Consider the following 15,533-nt stretch of genomic DNA (forward strand, 5'->3'; position numbering starts at 1 on the left):
ATCCGAAGGTCAGAGCTTCACCAGTCGTCGTCGACGACGTGCGGATCCACGCCGTGCAGGTAGTCGTCATGGGTCTCGTACACGTAACCCTGGGCATCTTCGTCGGGGTCGGTGACCTCGGTCCCGTCCGGGAACTCGACCACCGTCTCCTCTTCCGGGTCGGACATGTCACCAGCCTCCCGGATCCTCGGTGACACCGGAAGGGGTGATTCACTCTGCGTGCTCACCATCGAATGATGGACGCATGCGGGACTTCGACGCCGTACGCGAGCAGATTTTGACGTTGTTTCCGGACCTGAGGGCGGCGGCCGCCCGGCGCGGCGCGACCGCGACCGGGGTGCGCCTCGAGGCCGCCCGCGACCGGGTCGTCGACGGCCGGCTCACCGTGGTGGTCTGCGGAGAGTTCAAACGCGGTAAGTCCAGCCTGCTCAACGCGCTGCTCGACGAGTGGCGGGCGCCCCAGCTGTTCCCCGAGGCCGGCGAGATCGCCACCAACACGGTCACCACGGTCTCGTACGGCCCGGCCGAGGAGATCACCGCCCTGGTCGAGACCGACGCCGGCACCGAAACCGTGCCGATCGGCCGCGCGGAGATCGCCGGTTACGTGACCGAGGGTGCCAACCCGCGCAACGGCCGCCGTGCCCGCTTGATCACCGTCGAGACCCCCAACCCGAAGCTCGCGTCCGGGCTGACCCTGGTCGACACTCCCGGTGTCGGCGGCGTCTACCAGGACCACACCGCCGCGACCATGGCGTTCCTGCCCAGCGCCGACGCGGTGGTGTTCGTCGCCGACGCCACCCAGCCGCTGCTGGAGAGCGAGTTGCGGTTCCTCCGGCGGGCCGCGCGGGCGGTCGCGGCCGGTGACTCGCTCGAAGCCCTGCAATTCGTGCTCACCAAGACCGACACCGGCGACTTCACGGCGATCCTGGCCAACACCCGCGACAAGATCGCCGCAGCGCTGGACCGCCCGGCCGATCAGGTGGTGATCACTCCGGTCTCGGCCCACGCGAAACGCGACTACCTCGAGGGCGGCGACGAGGAGGATCTGGAGCTGAGCAACTTCGGGGAGTTCGAGGCACGGCTGTGGACCGCGCTGGCCCGCTGGCGGATCCGGCGGCTCCTCGGCGGCGCGCTGCTGGAGCTGGAGAGCTCGGCGCGGGCACTGCTGGTGCCGATCACCGAGGAGATCGAGGCGCTCGCCGACGACACCAAGCAGCGCGTCGCCGATCTGACCGCGCAGGCCGAGCAGCGGCAGCACCGCCTCACCGAGCTGCGCCAGGACTCGGCCTCGTGGCGGCGCGACCTGGCCGCGCAGACCGGCGACCTCGGCCGCAGCCTGACCGCGACCGGCCAGCGCCGGCTCGACGAGGTGTGGCACGTCTTCATCACCGAATACCTCCGCGACGACGCGTACCTGTTCCACCCCGATCGACTGGTCGGCCAGCTCACCGCGGACGCCGCCCAGGTCATCGGCGAGCTCAACGAGCAGGCTGCCCGCGCCGCCGCACAGCTGCTCGGCGACTTCACCGACCGGCACGGCCTCGACCTCGGCTCGGCCCGGCTCGGCCGGCTGCCCGCCCCCGACGTGCCGCCCCTGCGGTTCAGCGGCGACCTGTACCAGGAGTACCGCAGCGACCCGGTCAAACGGCGGCTGCGCGACGTCAGCCTCGGCGGCGGCATCGGAAGTACCGTCGGCGGTTTCCTCGGCACGCTGCTCGTCCCGATCCCCGGCGTCGGAACGGTCCTCGGGGCGGCGCTCGGCGGGCTGCTCGGCGGCACCGCCGGCTACCGCAGCAGCCGGCAGGACGAGGGCCGGGCCGAACGGCAGGGGCGGCGGCAGAGCCTGCAACAGGAGCTGCGCCCGGTCGAGGCCGAGCAGCGCCGGCACGTCGCGGGCGCCGTGCCGGACCTGGTCCGCGAGTTCAGCCGGGCGATGACCGCCGAGCTCGACAGCCGCCTCGCCCGAGAACAGGAAACCCTCCGGGACCGGTTGTCCCGGCTGGCCGCGGCCCGCGAGGCCACCGAGGAGAAGGCCAGGCTGCGGACGGCCGAACTGACTGCCGAACAGGCACCACTGATCGCCGTACGGGAGCGGATCGCCGAGCTGACCAGCGTCATCGACGGATGAGCGGCGACCTGCGAGCACGCGCGGTCGCGGCCTTCGAGGCCGCCCGGGCGACGGTAGCGCCCAGGCCGGTGCACGACGCCCTCACCGAGCATCTGACCCGCCTGACCGAGCCGATGCGGGTCGCGCTGGTCGGGCGGGTCAGCTCCGGCAAGTCGACCCTCGCGAACGCGCTGCTCGGCGGCGATCTGGCGCCCACCGGCGTGGAGGAACTCACCTTCAACGTCAACTGGCTCAGCCACGGCCCGCGCCGCGAACTGACCGTGCACTTCACCGACGGACGGCCGCCCTCGCGGCGCGATCCGGACGAACTCACCGCGCTGACCGTACGGGCCCGCGACGGCGACCAGGAGCACCAGCGGCTCCTGCGGGCAATCGACTATCTGCGGGTCACCGATCCCAACCCGTACCTGCGGTCCTTCGACCTGATCGACACCCCCGGCCTGGACTCGGTGTTCCACGCCGACTCGCAGAACACGCTGCGGTTTCTCGGCCGCACCGGCGACGACGTGCGGGCCGAGTCGGCCGCGCACGCCCGCAAGGCCGATGCCCTGATCGTGGTGTTCGCCCGCGGCCTGGCCGCCAACGAGGACGAGATGCTGTCGGATTTCGTCGGGCCCGACTTCGGTGGCGGCGGGCCGATCACCACGGTGGCGGCGCTGACCAAGGTGGAGCTGAGCTGGCCGCAGGCCGCCGATCCGATGGCTGAGGGCCGGCGACTCGCCGAGCGGGTCATGAGCGCGCCCGGCGCCCGCCGCCTGCTGTTCGACGTGCGCCCGGTGGCCAGCCTGGTCGGCTCGGCCGCGGCCACGTTCACCACCGACGAGTACGCCGATCTGGTCGCCCTGGCCGAGGTGGAGCCGGACATCCTGGAGAAACGGGTGCGCCGCGGCCCGTACTTCGCCACCCGCGACTACGACGACCTGCCGCTCGACGCCGGCCGCCGGGCCGCCCTGCTGCGCCGCTTCGGCCAGTACGGCATCGTGCTGGCCTGCTCGCTGCTGCGCGACGGCATCGACACTGAGGAGCTACTGCGCACCGAGCTGACCGCCCGCAGCGGCATGACCGGCCTGAAGCGCCTGCTGGTGGACCACTTCGGTAACCGGGGCGATCTGATCAAGCTGCGCGGCGCCCTCGACCAGGCCTACCAGCTGGGTTCGACGCTCGACCTGCGCGACACCATGTCCCCGCTGCTCACTCTGGAGCAGGACGAACACGCCTTCGCCGAACTGCGCGTACTACGCCACTACTACGACGGCGGACTGACCTTCACCGCCGAGGACGCCGCCGACCTGCTCCGGGTAACCGGCGAATACGGCACCACCGCCGCCGACCGTCTCGGCCTGCCATCCGGCACGCCGCCGGACCGGCTGGCCGAGGCAGCCCGCGAACGTCTGGCCGAGTGGGCCGAACGCGACCTCGACCCGTCGTACGCCGGCCGCAGCCGCCGCGCGGTGCAGGTGGTGCGGCGCAGCTACGAACGTCTGGCCACGCAACTGCGGGCCTAGGTTTCGTCCACCGGTACGCCGATCGTCCACATCGCGACGTGATTGCCATAGGCCGCGGCGATGTACTCGCCTTCCGGGCTGAAGTCGAGTGACCTCACCGTGGCGTCGACACGCGTCTCGGCAAGCTCGTCGAGACGACCCCGGGATTGCGCATCGAAGATCCGGATGCTGCGAGCCCAGCCGACGGCGAGGAACCTGCCATCCGGGCTGAATACCGGGCATTCCCAGCCGTAGTCGGTACTGTCCAGTGCTAACGCGTTCGCTTCCATCCGAGTGCCGGCGGCCTCCGCATGCTCAGGGCCGTTGGTCCAGATGTTGAGCGGGTTGTAGCCGGCCGTAGCGAACTGCTGCCCGTCCGGACTGACGGCAACGTCGCCGGCGTTGCCGAAAGTGCCGAGTTGTTCACCGTTGGCCACATCCCACAGATGGACCTCATTACTACCGGTGACAAGAACGCTCGTGTCCGGGCTGAACGCGACGGTGTAGACGTTGGGACGCTTGATCTTCGCTGGCCGACCGCGCAGTCGTTCGGTCAGGCTGCGGGAGCCCTTCCGGCGGAAGTCCTCGCGAGGGTACTCGTGAGTCATCGTTCGGACTCGTGCGCCGGTGGCCACTTCCCAGATGACCGCCGCGCCGTCCGAGGCGGTGACCATCCAGCGGCCGTCGGAACTGAAGTTCACATCATCAACCGTGGCCGAGTGTTCCAGAGACAGCATCCGGTCTCCCGTTGCGAGGTCCCACACCTGCAGGAACTCCCGGTCGGCGGCCGCCAGCCGCCGACCGTCCGGGCTGAATCGCACGGGATCGAGGAGATATCCGGTGCTCCCCGACAGCGTCAGCAGGAGGCGACGTTCGGCGTGATCCCACACCCGCACGCCCCGCCCACCGCCGGCCAGCCACCGGCCGTCCGGGCTGAATGCGACGGAACGCGCGTCCCCGACATCGAACACCCGATTGATGGTGCCGGACCGGTGCAGCCGAATCGGCCGGTTCGCCGAGGTGACCGTGACCGGCCAGTCCGTCGCGGACAGCAGCGCCCCAGCCGGGATGATCCAATCCCGTACGGTGCCGGCCGCCGACCCCGCCGTGAGGGTCCAGAGCAGGTCATCGCTGTCCCTGGCGACGGCCATGGGCGCGCCCGCCGCGTACTTCTCGCCGGCATCAATCAGGATCCGCGACAGGGAGCTGCCGGCCGGCGGATGCCACCGCAGCCGGGACCGGCCGGGCGCCTCCAGCATGCCAAGGAGAACACGGCCGGTGTCCCCTTCGGCGTGGGCGGCGGCGCCCTGGACGACGGCGAGGTCCGGGTCCTCAGGTCGGCGGATCGGCCGGCCAAGCTCGCGGGCCACGGTGTCGGCGACGACCGGCATCCGGGACGTTCCGCCGACCAGCAGCACCGCGGTCACCGCGTCGGCGGCGACGGAGCAGCCGCGCAGCAGTTCCCGGCAGCAGTCCACCGTGCGGGCGAGCACCGGCGCGACCAGCGCGGTCAGCTCGGCGCGCTCGACCCGGGACGGCGGTGCCAGGTGCGACACGAAGTCCTCGACCTCGGTGACGTCGCTGAGCTGGTGTTTGATGCCCCGGGCGAAGTCGGCGAACTGCAGTCCCAGGCGCATCCGGACTGCGCGAGCCGCACCGGCCGGCACGGCGAGTGCCTCCGCCAGCTCGGCGCCCCCGCTGTCGCGGACGTGCCCGATCAGCAGGGCGTCGATGTCACGGCCACCGCAGTCATCCAGGGCCGCGTGCCCGAGCACCTCGTTACCGCTGTCGCCGCCGAACCGCACCAGCGCGGCGTCGAACGTCCCGCCTCCGAAGTCGTACACCAGCACGGTGTCCCCGGCCCCGAAGCCCTCGCCGGAAAGCGGTGCCAGCGCCGCCGCAACCGGCTCGGCCAGCAATTCCACGTCGTCGAATCCGGCCGCCTCCGCCGCCGCGATCATCAATGCTCGCCGCGGATCCCCGGGCCGGTAGGAGGCCGGGACGGTCAGCAGCGCCCGCCGCACCGGTTCTCCGGCCTGCTCGCGGAACGCCGCGAGCAGGGCCGTTACCAGCGCCGAGACCGGGTAGTCCCGGTCGCCGAGCGGAATCGGCGCCTGCTGGCCCAGATCTCGCTTGAACTCGGCCCGGTAGCTCGCCGGGTCGGTGCGCTTGCGCCGCTCCGCCGTCGTGCCGACCAGCAGTCGGTCCCCGTCGGCGCAGACGGCCGACGGCCACGACCATGACCCGCTGCCCGGCTCCTTGATCAGCCGCACCCGGCCGTCGGAGGAGACCAGCGCGGCCGACGACGTCGAAGTGCCAAAGTCGATGACCAGTACGGCTTCGCCCACGCGGGAAACGCTAATCGGCGGGAACATCCGACCCGATCCCCCGTGCGGTTACTCCGGCTCGTCGACCGGCTCGGCCACCTCGTAGACCCGGATCCAGTTGTCGCAGGCCGCCGCGAGAAAGCGGCCGTCCGGACTGAACGCGACCGACGTCACCGTGGTCTTGGTCCTGATGGTGCCCAATTCGCGCAGCGTTCCGCGAGACCGGGCGTCGTAGATCCGGACGTCACTGCCCTTACCCGCGGCGACCAGCCGGCCGTCGGGGCTGAAGGCTGGGCGTACCCAGCTCGTCTCGGTAGGGGAATACGGGTCTTTGGCCTTTACCGACGCGACCTCTTGGGCTTCGCCGTCAGCCGTCACGATCGTCAACGACGAGCTGTTCGCTAGGGCGATGTGCGACGCCTCCGGGCTGAGCGCGAACCAGCCAGCGCGGTCCACGAGATACTCCTTGTTTCCGGTCGCCAGGTCCCACACGTGAGTGTGCTCGAGGGCGGAGGTGATCAGCTGATTCCCGTCCGCGCTGAACTCGACGGCGTACAAAGTGAGCTCGTGCGGAAATGTGCGAGCACGGACGCCGGTGGCAGCTTCCCAAAGAACAGCGACGCCGTCTTTGGCGACTCCGGCTAGCCAGCGGCCGTCCGGGCTGAAGGCCACGTCGTTGATCACATCAGGGTGGTCGAGGGCGTACAGCTGCTCGCCCGTCCGGGCGTCGCACACGATCACGCCCGGTCCGCCGGCGACGGCCACCTGACGCCCGTCCGGGCCGACGGCCACCGACCAGTACATGTTTCCCTGGAAGTTCCGCTGCAGATCCCAGACGGTGTCGCCGCTCTCCCAGTCCCATACCCGCGCCCAGGAAACGGCCGCGGCCACCAAGTGGCGACCATCCGGGCTGAAGGCCACGCGACGTCCGGTCTCCGGTTCGATGTTGAAGATCCGCGCAAAGGCTGGTACTTTGAATCGAAGCCGAGGTCCCGCCGAGGTGACATCCACCGACCAATCCAACGGCGGCAGGTGCGCACCCACCGGAACCGTCCACTCCCGGATCGTTCCGGCCACCGGCGGCGCCGTGAGGGTCCAGAGGCGGTCGTCGCCGTCACGCACGACGGCCAGCGACTCGCCCGCCGCGTACCCCTCGCCGGCTCCGGTCAGGACGCGGGCGAGCCGGCTCACGGCCGGGCCCTTCCAGCGCAACCGGTCGCGACCCGGCGTTGCCAGCATCGCTCGGAGGACCCGCGTGCCGCCCTGCCCGGCGTCGGCGGCGGCGCCCTGCACCACGGCGAGGTCCGGGTCCTCGGGGCGGCGGATCGGCCGGCCCAGCTCACGAGCCACGGTATCGGCGACGACCGGCATCCGGGACGTTCCGCCGACCAGCAGCACCGCGGCGAGCTGCGCCGGCACGACCCCACACTCGCGCAGCAGCCGGTGGCAGCAGTCCAGCGTGCGGGCCAGCACCGGCGCGACCAACGCGGTCAGCTCGGACCGGTCGACCCGCGACGGCGGCGCCAGGTGCGACACGAAGTCCTCGACCTCGTCGACCTCGCTGAGCTGATGCTTGATCACCCGCGCGAAGTCCGCGAACTGCAGGCCCAGCCGCATCCGGACGGCCCGCGGCGCATCGGCCGGGACAGCGAGCGCCTCGGCCAGGGAATCGCCGCCGCTGTCCCGGACATGCTCGATCAGCAGGGCGTCGATGTCACGCCCACCGCAGTCATCGAGCGCCGCGTGCCCGAGTACCTCACGGCCGGCGCCGGTGAACCGGACCAGCGCGGCGTCGAACGTCCCGCCCCCGAAGTCGTAGACCAGGACTGTGTCGCCGATCCCGAAACCGTCACCGGAAAGGGGCCCGAGCGCCGCCGCAACCGGCTCGGCCAGCAGTTCCACGTCGTCGAACCCGGCCGCCTCGCCCGCCGCGATCATCAGCGCCCGCCGCGGATCCCCGGGCCGGTAGGAGGCCGGAACCGTCAGCAGCGCCCGCCGCACCGGCTCACCGGCCTGCTCCCGCAGAGCCGTCAAGAGGGCAGCGACCAGCTCTTCCACCCGGTAGTCCCGGTCGCCGAGCGGAATCGGCGCCTGCTGGCCCAGATCTCGCTTGAACTCGGCCCGATAACCGGCCGGATCGGTGCGCTTGCGCCGCTCCGCCGTCGTACCGACCAGCAGCCGGTCCCCGTCCCGGCAGACCGCCGACGGCCACGACCACAAGCCGCTGCCCGGTTCCTTGACCAGCCGTACCCGGTCGCCGGTTACCAGCGCGGCCGACGACGTCGACGTGCCAAAGTCGATGACCATCACGGCTTCGCCCACAACGGAAACGCTAGCGGCCACGCCCTGCTGCCCCGATCCCCCAAATGCACGATCCCCGGCCACGCCGAAGCGTGACCGGGGATCGTCGATCGGGATCAAAACACCGTCAGTGGGCCATGGCCTTCGGGGCGTCCGGGTCGACGTCGAGCGGGCCGGTGCGGAACAGGACCGCCGAGACGACCGCGGCCAGCAGGAAGAAGCCGCACGACCACCAGAACACGGTGTGGTAGCTGGACAGCTGCGCCTGAGCCTGGACCAGCGCCGACGGCGTCTTGCCGACCATGTAGTTCGTCGCGGCGGACGCGGCGAACGAGCTCAGCAGGGCGGTACCGATCGAGCCGCCGATCTGCTGCATGGTGTTGACCATCGCCGAGGCGACGCCCGCGTCGGCGTGCTCGACGCCGCTGGTGGCGGCGTTCTGCGTCGGGGCGAAGACCAGGCCGAGGCCGAGGCCGATGACCAGCAGGCCGGGCAGCACGCCGGAGGCGTACGTCGAGTCCAGGTCGAGGCGGGTCATGAAGGCCATGCCCCCGGCCGCGATCAGGGCGCCGACCGGAACCAGCGGGCGCGGACCGACCTTCGGGGTGAGGATCGAGCCGGCCGTGGTGGCGGACAGCATGATCGCGCCGAGCATCGGCAGGAACGCCAGGCCGGTCTGGATCGGGGTGAAGCTGAGGAACTGGGTCAGGTAGTAGGTCAGGAACAGGAAGATGCCGAACATGCCGGCGCCGGCGATACCGATCGAGGCGTACGAGCCACCCCGGTTGCGGTCGAGCACGACGCGCAGCGGCAGCAGCGGGTGCGGCACCCGCAGCTCGATGAAGACGAAGGCGATCAGCACGACCACACCGACGATGATCGGGATCAGGGTGGCGGCGGCGGTCCAGCCGTCGGTCTCCGCCTTGCCGAGGCCGTACACCAGGCCGACGAGACCGACGATGGCGGCGACCGCACCCGGGATGTCGATCCGGTTGGGGTTGATGATCTTCTCGTCCTGCAGCTTGCGCAGGCCGCCGACGACGGCGATGGCCGCGATGATCAGGTTGACGTAGAGGCACCAGCGCCACGACGCGTACTCGGTCAGCACGCCGCCGAGCAGCAGGCCGACGGCGCCGCCGGCGCCGGAGATGGCGCCGAAGATGCCGAACGCCTTGCCACGGTCGGCCGGCTCGGTGAAGGTGGTGGACAGCAGCGACAGGGCCGCGGGAGCGAGCGCGGCACCGAACGCACCCTGCAGGGCACGCGCGATGATCAGCATCTCGAGGCCGTTGGCGGCGCCGCCGAGTGCGGACGCCAGGGCGAAACCGATGAGGCCGATGAGGAACATGCGCTTACGGCCGAAGTAATCGGAGAGCCGGCCGCCGAGCAGCAGCAGGCTGCCGAAGGCGAGGGCGTAACCGGTGACGACCCACTGCCGGCTGGCGTCGGAGAAGCCGAGGTCGGCCTGGGCGGTGGGCAACGCGATGTTCACGATGGTGGCGTCCAGCACCACCATGAGCTGGGCCATGGCCAGTACTACCAGGGACCACCAGCGGCCGCTGCCGCCGGGCGGGGCGGTGGCCGAGGGCGGTGGGGTCAGTTCGGTTGCGGTACTCAAGACCAACGCCTTTCACGAGCGGACGGGAACAGAGGGCTCTTCCCAGTGGGCTTCGACTCGGCGCCGCACAAACTGAAGGGGGGCGCTTACGCGCCCCCCGATTGCAACTTTCTCAGCGCGCGGGCCAGGTCAGCCCATGCCCGTACGGGAAGAGCGGGTGGGCCGTGTCGTTCGGCACGTCCTCGCGTGCCGCCTCCACCTCGGCCATCGACGACGGCAGTTCGAACGGCAGCGTCCCGGAGGCGGCGGCCCGCCCGAACAGCACGTCCAGCAGCGCCTCGTCGCTCGCGCCGAACGTGCCGACCAGCCCGGCCACCGTTCCGGCCAGCTGGGTGAGCACGGCCGGGCGGTCGAGCATCACGTCCACCACGGTCGGCAGCTTGCCGGACAGGTCCAGCACCGGCGTGATCTCCTCGGCGGTCCAGTCGAGCCGGCCCGCGTGGAAGAACGCCTCGAAACCGGTGGTGCGGGTGTTGTCGTAGGCGGTGCCACGCCGGACGATCGCCACGTCGGCCTCGGCCGGGTCGGTGACGACCTTGGCGTACCGGGCGGCCACCACCGGGTCGACCCCGTCCAGGTAGACGGTGATGCCCTCGGTCAGCGGCAGGGCAGGCGCCTCGAGCACGACCACCGAGCGGTGCTGGGCGTCGAGACCGGCGGCCAGGAAGGCCGGCGTGCCGATCTTCTCCCGGGCGGCCGCGGCGTCGACGTACCGGCGGTCGTCGAACAGGCCCAGCCGGAACTTGTCGCGCAGGATCCGCCGGGCCGACCGGTCGATCCGCTCCTCGGTGACCCGGCCCCGCTCGACCAGCTCCACCACCAGCTCCGGGGCGAACTCGCCGCCGAGCTGGTCGGCGCCCGCGTCGATGATCCGCTGCACCCGGGTGAGCCGGTCCAGGTTCTCCACGCCCCAGGCGCGGGCCGGCATCGGCGAGCCCATGATCTCGGCGTCGGTGACCAGGCCCCAGTCGGTGCAGACCACGCCGTCGAAGCCGTAGTGGCCGCGCAGCAGCCCCTCGATGATCCCCTTGTTGAAACCGAAACCCACTTCGTCATACGAAGTGCCGACCGGCATGCCGTAGTAGGGCATGACCTGGGCGACCCCGGCGGCGAAGGCAGCCTCGAACGGCTTGAGGTGATCGTCCCAGCGGCCGCCCGGGTAGACCTGCTCCCGCCCGTACGGGAAGTGGGCGTCTTCTCCGTCTTTCTGGGGTCCGGCGCCCGGGAAGTGCTTCACCATCGCGACGACGCTGTCCGGCCCGAGCTGGTCACCCTGCAGGCCCTGCACGTAGGCGGCGACCAGCTCCGCGACCAGCGAAGGATCGGAGCCGAGGGTCCCGCTGGTGCGCGCCCAGCGGGGCTCGGTGGCCAGGTCGGCCATCGGGTGCAGGGCGACCCGGATGCCGGCGGCCAGGTACTCCTGGCGGACCGTGTCGGCGAATGCCCGTACCAGCTCAGGGTCTTTGGTCGCACCCAGGCCGATCGGCTCCGGCCAGGCGGAGAATCCGCCGGCCGCGGCCGAGGTCGCGGGGTTGTCTACGGTGCCGTGCCGGGGGTCGGTGGAGATCGTCATCGGGATGCCGAGGTGGTTGCCGGCGGCCAGCTCCTGGATCCGGTTGTGCCACTCGGCGATCGTCGCGGGCGGCACCGGCGCCATCGTGAGGATGTTGACGTGGGTGATCAGCTTCTCCCGGACCAGCCAGTTCGTCGAGGCGAACATGCCACCCTCGGCGTCCGGCTCGTGCAGGGTGCCGTCCGGGTTTACCGCCACCATGGCGTGGAACATCAGGCCGGCCTTCTCGGCCACGGTCATCCGGGACAACAGGTCGGTGACGCGCTCTTCGATCGGGAGGGCTGCGTTCTCGTACGGGTTCATGATCTTGACCTTTCTCAGCGCGCGCCGCGGACCATGCGGACCAGGAGTGAACCGACGACGGCGACGATCGCGCCGAGGAGGAACAGCAGGCGGTAGTTGGAGGCCGTGCCGGCGCCGATGGCGAGGATCGGGGCGGCCAGGATCGGGACGAGCGACTGCGGGAGGGCGTTGGCGATGTTCAGCACGCCCATGTCCTTGGCGGCGTCGTCCGGGTTGGGCAGCACCTCGGTGGCCAGGGCCAGGTCGACGGCCAGGTAGACACCCTCACCGAGACCGAAGATCGCCGCCGCCACCAGGAAGACGCCGAAGCTCTGGCTGAAGGCGGTGATCGTCAGGCCGACCGCGACCACCAGGCCGGCACCGAGCACGAACGGCCGGCGGGCACCGCTGCGGTCGGAGAGCGTGCCGCCGAAGGTCGAGCCGATGACCAGGCCGGCGGTGGTGACCAGGGTGGCGACCAGCACGCCCTTGGCGACGTTGTCGGTGGTGTACCCGAACCGGTCGATCAGCAGGTAGGCCTGGTAGGTGGTGAGGCAGGACAGGCCCATCCAGAGCAGGAAGCGGCTGAGCAGGTTCCACGAGAAGTCCGGGTGCAGGCGCGGGTTCACGTAGAAGGTGCGCAGGAACTCCTTGAAGGTGTAGCGCCCGAAGTGCCCGGGTGCGGCCGGCCGGTCCTTCAGGACGAAGATCAGCACCAGCACGGAGAGCAGGCCGATCGCGGACGGCACCATGAACATCAGCAGCGTGCTGCCGTCGAGGGCGGCCGCCAGCGCGGTGCCGGCCAGGATGGCCACCGAGGTCATCAGGCCGAGAATGCCGCCGACCCGGCCGCGCTGATGGGCCGGGATCTGGTCGGGCATCAGGGCGGTCAGCGTCGACAGGGTCGCGTTGACGCCGAGCTGCGCGAGGGCCCAGCCGAAGGTCAGCGTCGCGATGTTGCCGCCGGTGGCGACCACGAGCAGACCCAGGAAGCCGGCCGTGATGCCGCCGATCAGCCAGGGGCGGCGGCGGCCCATCCGGGCGGTGGTGCGGTCGGACATCGCGCCGAAGAACGGGTTACCGATCAGCGCGAGAAGCGCGCCGACCGAGAGCACCGTGCTCAGCGCGGAGGTCTTGTTATTCGGCGCGATCTGGGCGACGCGGATCGACAGCGTGACCACGACCGGCGTGAGGATCGTGAGGTAGGCGCCGAACTGGGCCAGGGCCATCGCCGCGATGAGGCGGGCCGGGGCGTTCGGCGGGGTGGTGCCTTCGTCGGCAGCGGGGGGAGCATATTGCCGGACCCGGCCGGTCTCTACAGCGGTCATCGCACACCCTCTTCGGCTAATGCGGGCGATCTCTCAGGCTTGTCGGCTCTCGCTCGTTACGACCTGATATAGCGAAGGTATCGAGCGCATTAACGCGAAACCAGCGGCCGACGGCCTTGAATTGGCCCCTGATTCGCCCTCCCGTAATGCTGATCACGCTACTTTTGCCGGATTCGCTCCATAGGTTTCTGTGCGACGGCCCGAGTAATGTCTAGTTCAAGCAAAACCCGGAGGTGACCATGCAGCATCGGGACCTGATCCTGGCGGCGGTGCGCGAGACCGGCCGGGCCGGGCGCACCGAGCTGGTCCGGCGCACCGGCATGGCCCGCGCCACGGTCAACACGCTCGTCGCCGAGCTCCTCGCGGAGGGCGTCCTGGCCGAGGAGGAGGCCGCCGCCGACGGCAGCCGGCCGGGCCGGCCGGCCCGATTGCTCACCCTGGGCGCGCAGGCCGGCGTCGTGGTGGGTGCGGTGGTTTCCGCAGCGGGGGTACGGGTGGCAGCCGCCTCGTTGTCCGGGGAGATCCTGGCCGAACGGGCGGCCGGCACCGACCCGGACGACGGCCAAGCCGGTCTCGACACCACGGTCGCCCTGATCAACGAGGCCGTCGGCGGGCGCCGGGTCTGGGCGGTGATGATCGGATTGTCCGCTCCGGTGGCCGGCGGCGTCGTGCAGGCCAGCAGCGTGCTGCCCGGCTGGGCCGGCCTGCACCCCGGCACCGAGCTGCGCAACCGCCTCGGCTACCCGGTCGGCATCCGCAACGACGCCGACCTGGCCCTGATCGGCGAGCTCAAACACGGTGTCGCGGCCGGCCGCCGGGACGTCTGCTACCTGCGCATCGCCACCGGCATCGGCTGCGGCCTGCTGCTCGACGGCGTGGTCCAGCACGGCGCGAGCGGGGTGGCCGGCGAGATCGGGCACGTCCAGGTCGACGAGACCGGCACGCTGTGCCGCTGCGGCAACCGCGGCTGCCTGGAGACCATCGCGGCGCCGCGCGAGATCCTGGCCTCCCTCACCGAGATGTACGGCGAGGAGGTCACCGCGGTCCGCGCCGTCCAGCTGGCCGCGAGCGACGCGATCGCCGAACGGGTCCTGGCCGACGCCGGCCGGATGATCGGCCGGGTCGTCGCCGACCTGGCCAACACCGTCAACCCGGCCCTGGTCGTGCTGGACGGCCCGCTGATCACCGAGCACGGCCCGCTGGTCGCCGGAGTGGCCGACTCGGTCCGCCGCTACGCCCAGCCCGAGGTGGCCGACGCCCTCGAGGTGCGGGCCGGCGAGCTCGGCGACCGGGCCGCCCTGATCGGCGCGGTCACCGCCGCCCTGCACGGCACCCCGATCGCCCGCGTCGTCCCGTCGATTGCCGGCCCGCCCGCGGCCCGCGAACGCGACCACCGCCGCGACGCCATCCTCGACCTGCTGCTGAAGCAGGCCGCCCCGGTGGCCCGCAGCGACATCGCCCGGCTGACCCACCTGCCCCGGGCCGCCGTCGCCGACGTGCTGGCCGGGCTGGTCGAGGACCAGTTGGCCGAGGCGTGCGACCCGCCGGCCGGCACCGGCCGCTCCGGCCGGCCGTCCCCGCACTTCCGCGCGGTCATCGCCCCCGGGCTGCTGGCCGGCCTGGCGGTCCGGGCCGACGGCGTGCACGCGGTCCTCACCGACATGGCCGGCACCCGGCTGCACGAGACGTTCCGCCCGATGCCGATGTCCCGGGACGGCCAGGGCAGCGTCCGGATCGCCGGCGAGATGGCCGCCGCCCTGCTGGCCGAGCACGGCCACCCGCCCGACTCGCTGGTCGCCGCGGTGGTCAGCGTGCCGTCCCCGGTGCACCCGGAGACCGGCGCGTTCGGGCCGCGCGGCGTCCTGCCGATGTTCGCCGGCTTCTCCCCCGCCGAGCAGATCACCGAGGTGCTCGGCGTGCCCGCGCTGGCCGGCAACAACGCCCACCTGGCCGCCCTCGGCGAGACCCGGCGCGGTGCCGCCCGGGGTGCCCGCGACGTCCTCTACCTGCGCGCCGACCAGTACACCGGGGCCGGCATCGTGGCCGGCGGCCGGATGTACCGCGGTTCCATCGGGTACGCGGGTGAGGTCGGGCACCTCAACGTGCGCGAGGTGGGGCCGCTGTGCATCTGCGGCAGCCGGGGCTGCCTGTCCACCTACCTGTCGCCGCGCTACTTCCTGCCGCTGGGCGGGCCGCCGTCCGAGGAACGCTTCCTCGACCTGGTGGCCGGCGGCGACCGGCCGGCCCAGCGGGCGCTGCTGGACGCGGGGCGGCTGATCGGGCGGACGGTGGCGCCGCTGTGCAACGCTCTCAATCCGCAGATCGTGGTGGTCGGCGGCCGCTTCATCGAGGCCGGGCCGTATGTGGTCGACGGCATCCGCGAGTCCCTGCAGCGGCACTGCGCCCCGGCCGCGGCGTCCGCCCTGACCGTCCGCCCGGCCGAACTGGGCGCCGACGCCGAGGTAATCGGCGCCGTCGAGTCCCTGCTCTGA

9 protein-coding genes are annotated in these 15,533 nt (G+C 71.5%); 3 read left to right on the forward strand and 6 right to left on the reverse strand.

Going from position 1 to position 15,533, the window contains the following annotated elements:
- Positions 1 to 17: 17 nt before the first annotated feature.
- On the reverse strand, positions 18 to 167 hold the full coding sequence (locus Ate02nite_RS15555; RefSeq protein ID WP_203805969.1) for a hypothetical protein: 150 nt from the start codon (positions 165 to 167) through the stop codon (positions 18 to 20).
- 77 nt (positions 168 to 244) lie between these two features.
- Here Ate02nite_RS15555 and Ate02nite_RS15560 point away from each other — a divergent pair, with 77 nt between their 5' ends.
- A complete protein-coding gene (locus Ate02nite_RS15560) occupies positions 245 to 2,128 on the forward strand; it encodes a dynamin family protein (RefSeq protein WP_203805971.1) in 1,884 nt (627 codons plus the stop codon).
- Positions 2,125 to 3,633 carry a dynamin family protein gene (locus Ate02nite_RS15565; RefSeq protein WP_203805973.1) on the forward strand — a complete coding sequence of 503 codons (1,509 nt, stop codon included), beginning with the start codon at positions 2,125 to 2,127 and terminating at the stop codon, positions 3,631 to 3,633. The genes Ate02nite_RS15560 and Ate02nite_RS15565 overlap by 4 nt, the downstream gene beginning before the upstream one ends.
- On the opposite strand, the gene Ate02nite_RS15570 is transcribed toward Ate02nite_RS15565, so the two are convergent.
- The 5 genes from Ate02nite_RS15570 to Ate02nite_RS15590 all read right to left on the reverse strand — a co-directional run bounded on the left by Ate02nite_RS15570 (position 3,630) and on the right by Ate02nite_RS15590 (position 13,041).
- Positions 3,630 to 5,960 carry an Hsp70 family protein gene (locus Ate02nite_RS15570; RefSeq protein WP_203805975.1) on the reverse strand — a complete coding sequence of 777 codons (2,331 nt, stop codon included), beginning with the start codon at positions 5,958 to 5,960 and terminating at the stop codon, positions 3,630 to 3,632. The two genes, Ate02nite_RS15565 and Ate02nite_RS15570, sit on opposite strands and share 4 nt — an antisense overlap.
- A 48-nt stretch (positions 5,961 to 6,008) precedes the next feature.
- A complete protein-coding gene (locus Ate02nite_RS15575; protein ID WP_203805977.1) occupies positions 6,009 to 8,261 on the reverse strand; it encodes an Hsp70 family protein in 2,253 nt (750 codons plus the stop codon).
- A 106-nt stretch (positions 8,262 to 8,367) separates the two neighbouring features.
- Positions 8,368 to 9,858, reverse strand: coding sequence for a DHA2 family efflux MFS transporter permease subunit (locus tag Ate02nite_RS15580; RefSeq protein ID WP_239147434.1), 1,491 nt, complete (start codon positions 9,856 to 9,858; stop codon positions 8,368 to 8,370).
- A gap of 112 nt (positions 9,859 to 9,970) precedes the next feature.
- Positions 9,971 to 11,734 carry a glycoside hydrolase family 3 protein gene (locus Ate02nite_RS15585; RefSeq protein ID WP_203805979.1) on the reverse strand — a complete coding sequence of 588 codons (1,764 nt, stop codon included), beginning with the start codon at positions 11,732 to 11,734 and terminating at the stop codon, positions 9,971 to 9,973.
- A 14-nt stretch (positions 11,735 to 11,748) separates the two neighbouring features.
- On the reverse strand, positions 11,749 to 13,041 hold the full coding sequence (locus Ate02nite_RS15590) for an MFS transporter (protein WP_203805981.1): 1,293 nt from the start codon (positions 13,039 to 13,041) through the stop codon (positions 11,749 to 11,751).
- 239 nt (positions 13,042 to 13,280) lie between these two features.
- Between Ate02nite_RS15590 and Ate02nite_RS15595 the strand changes: the two genes are divergently transcribed.
- Entirely contained in the window at positions 13,281 to 15,533 is a 2,253-nt protein-coding gene (locus tag Ate02nite_RS15595) for an ROK family transcriptional regulator (RefSeq protein ID WP_203805983.1), read from the forward strand.

Origin of the sequence: Paractinoplanes tereljensis (assembly GCF_016862435.1) — a bacterium.
Lineage (GTDB): Bacteria > Actinomycetota > Actinomycetes > Mycobacteriales > Micromonosporaceae > Actinoplanes > Actinoplanes tereljensis.

Excerpts from the sequence above, each read along its gene's own strand:
- Ate02nite_RS15555 (WP_203805969.1), bottom strand. The coding sequence starts at position 167 with ATGTCCGACCCGGAAGAGGAGACGGTGGTCGAGTTCCCGGACGGGACC.
- Ate02nite_RS15560 (WP_203805971.1), top strand. The coding sequence starts at position 245 with ATGCGGGACTTCGACGCCGTACGCGAGCAGATTTTGACGTTGTTTCCG.
- Ate02nite_RS15565 (WP_203805973.1), top strand. The coding sequence starts at position 2,125 with ATGAGCGGCGACCTGCGAGCACGCGCGGTCGCGGCCTTCGAGGCCGCC.
- Ate02nite_RS15585 (WP_203805979.1), bottom strand. The coding sequence starts at position 11,734 with ATGAACCCGTACGAGAACGCAGCCCTCCCGATCGAAGAGCGCGTCACC.
- Ate02nite_RS15590 (WP_203805981.1), bottom strand. The coding sequence starts at position 13,041 with ATGACCGCTGTAGAGACCGGCCGGGTCCGGCAATATGCTCCCCCCGCT.
- Ate02nite_RS15595 (WP_203805983.1), top strand. The coding sequence starts at position 13,281 with ATGCAGCATCGGGACCTGATCCTGGCGGCGGTGCGCGAGACCGGCCGG.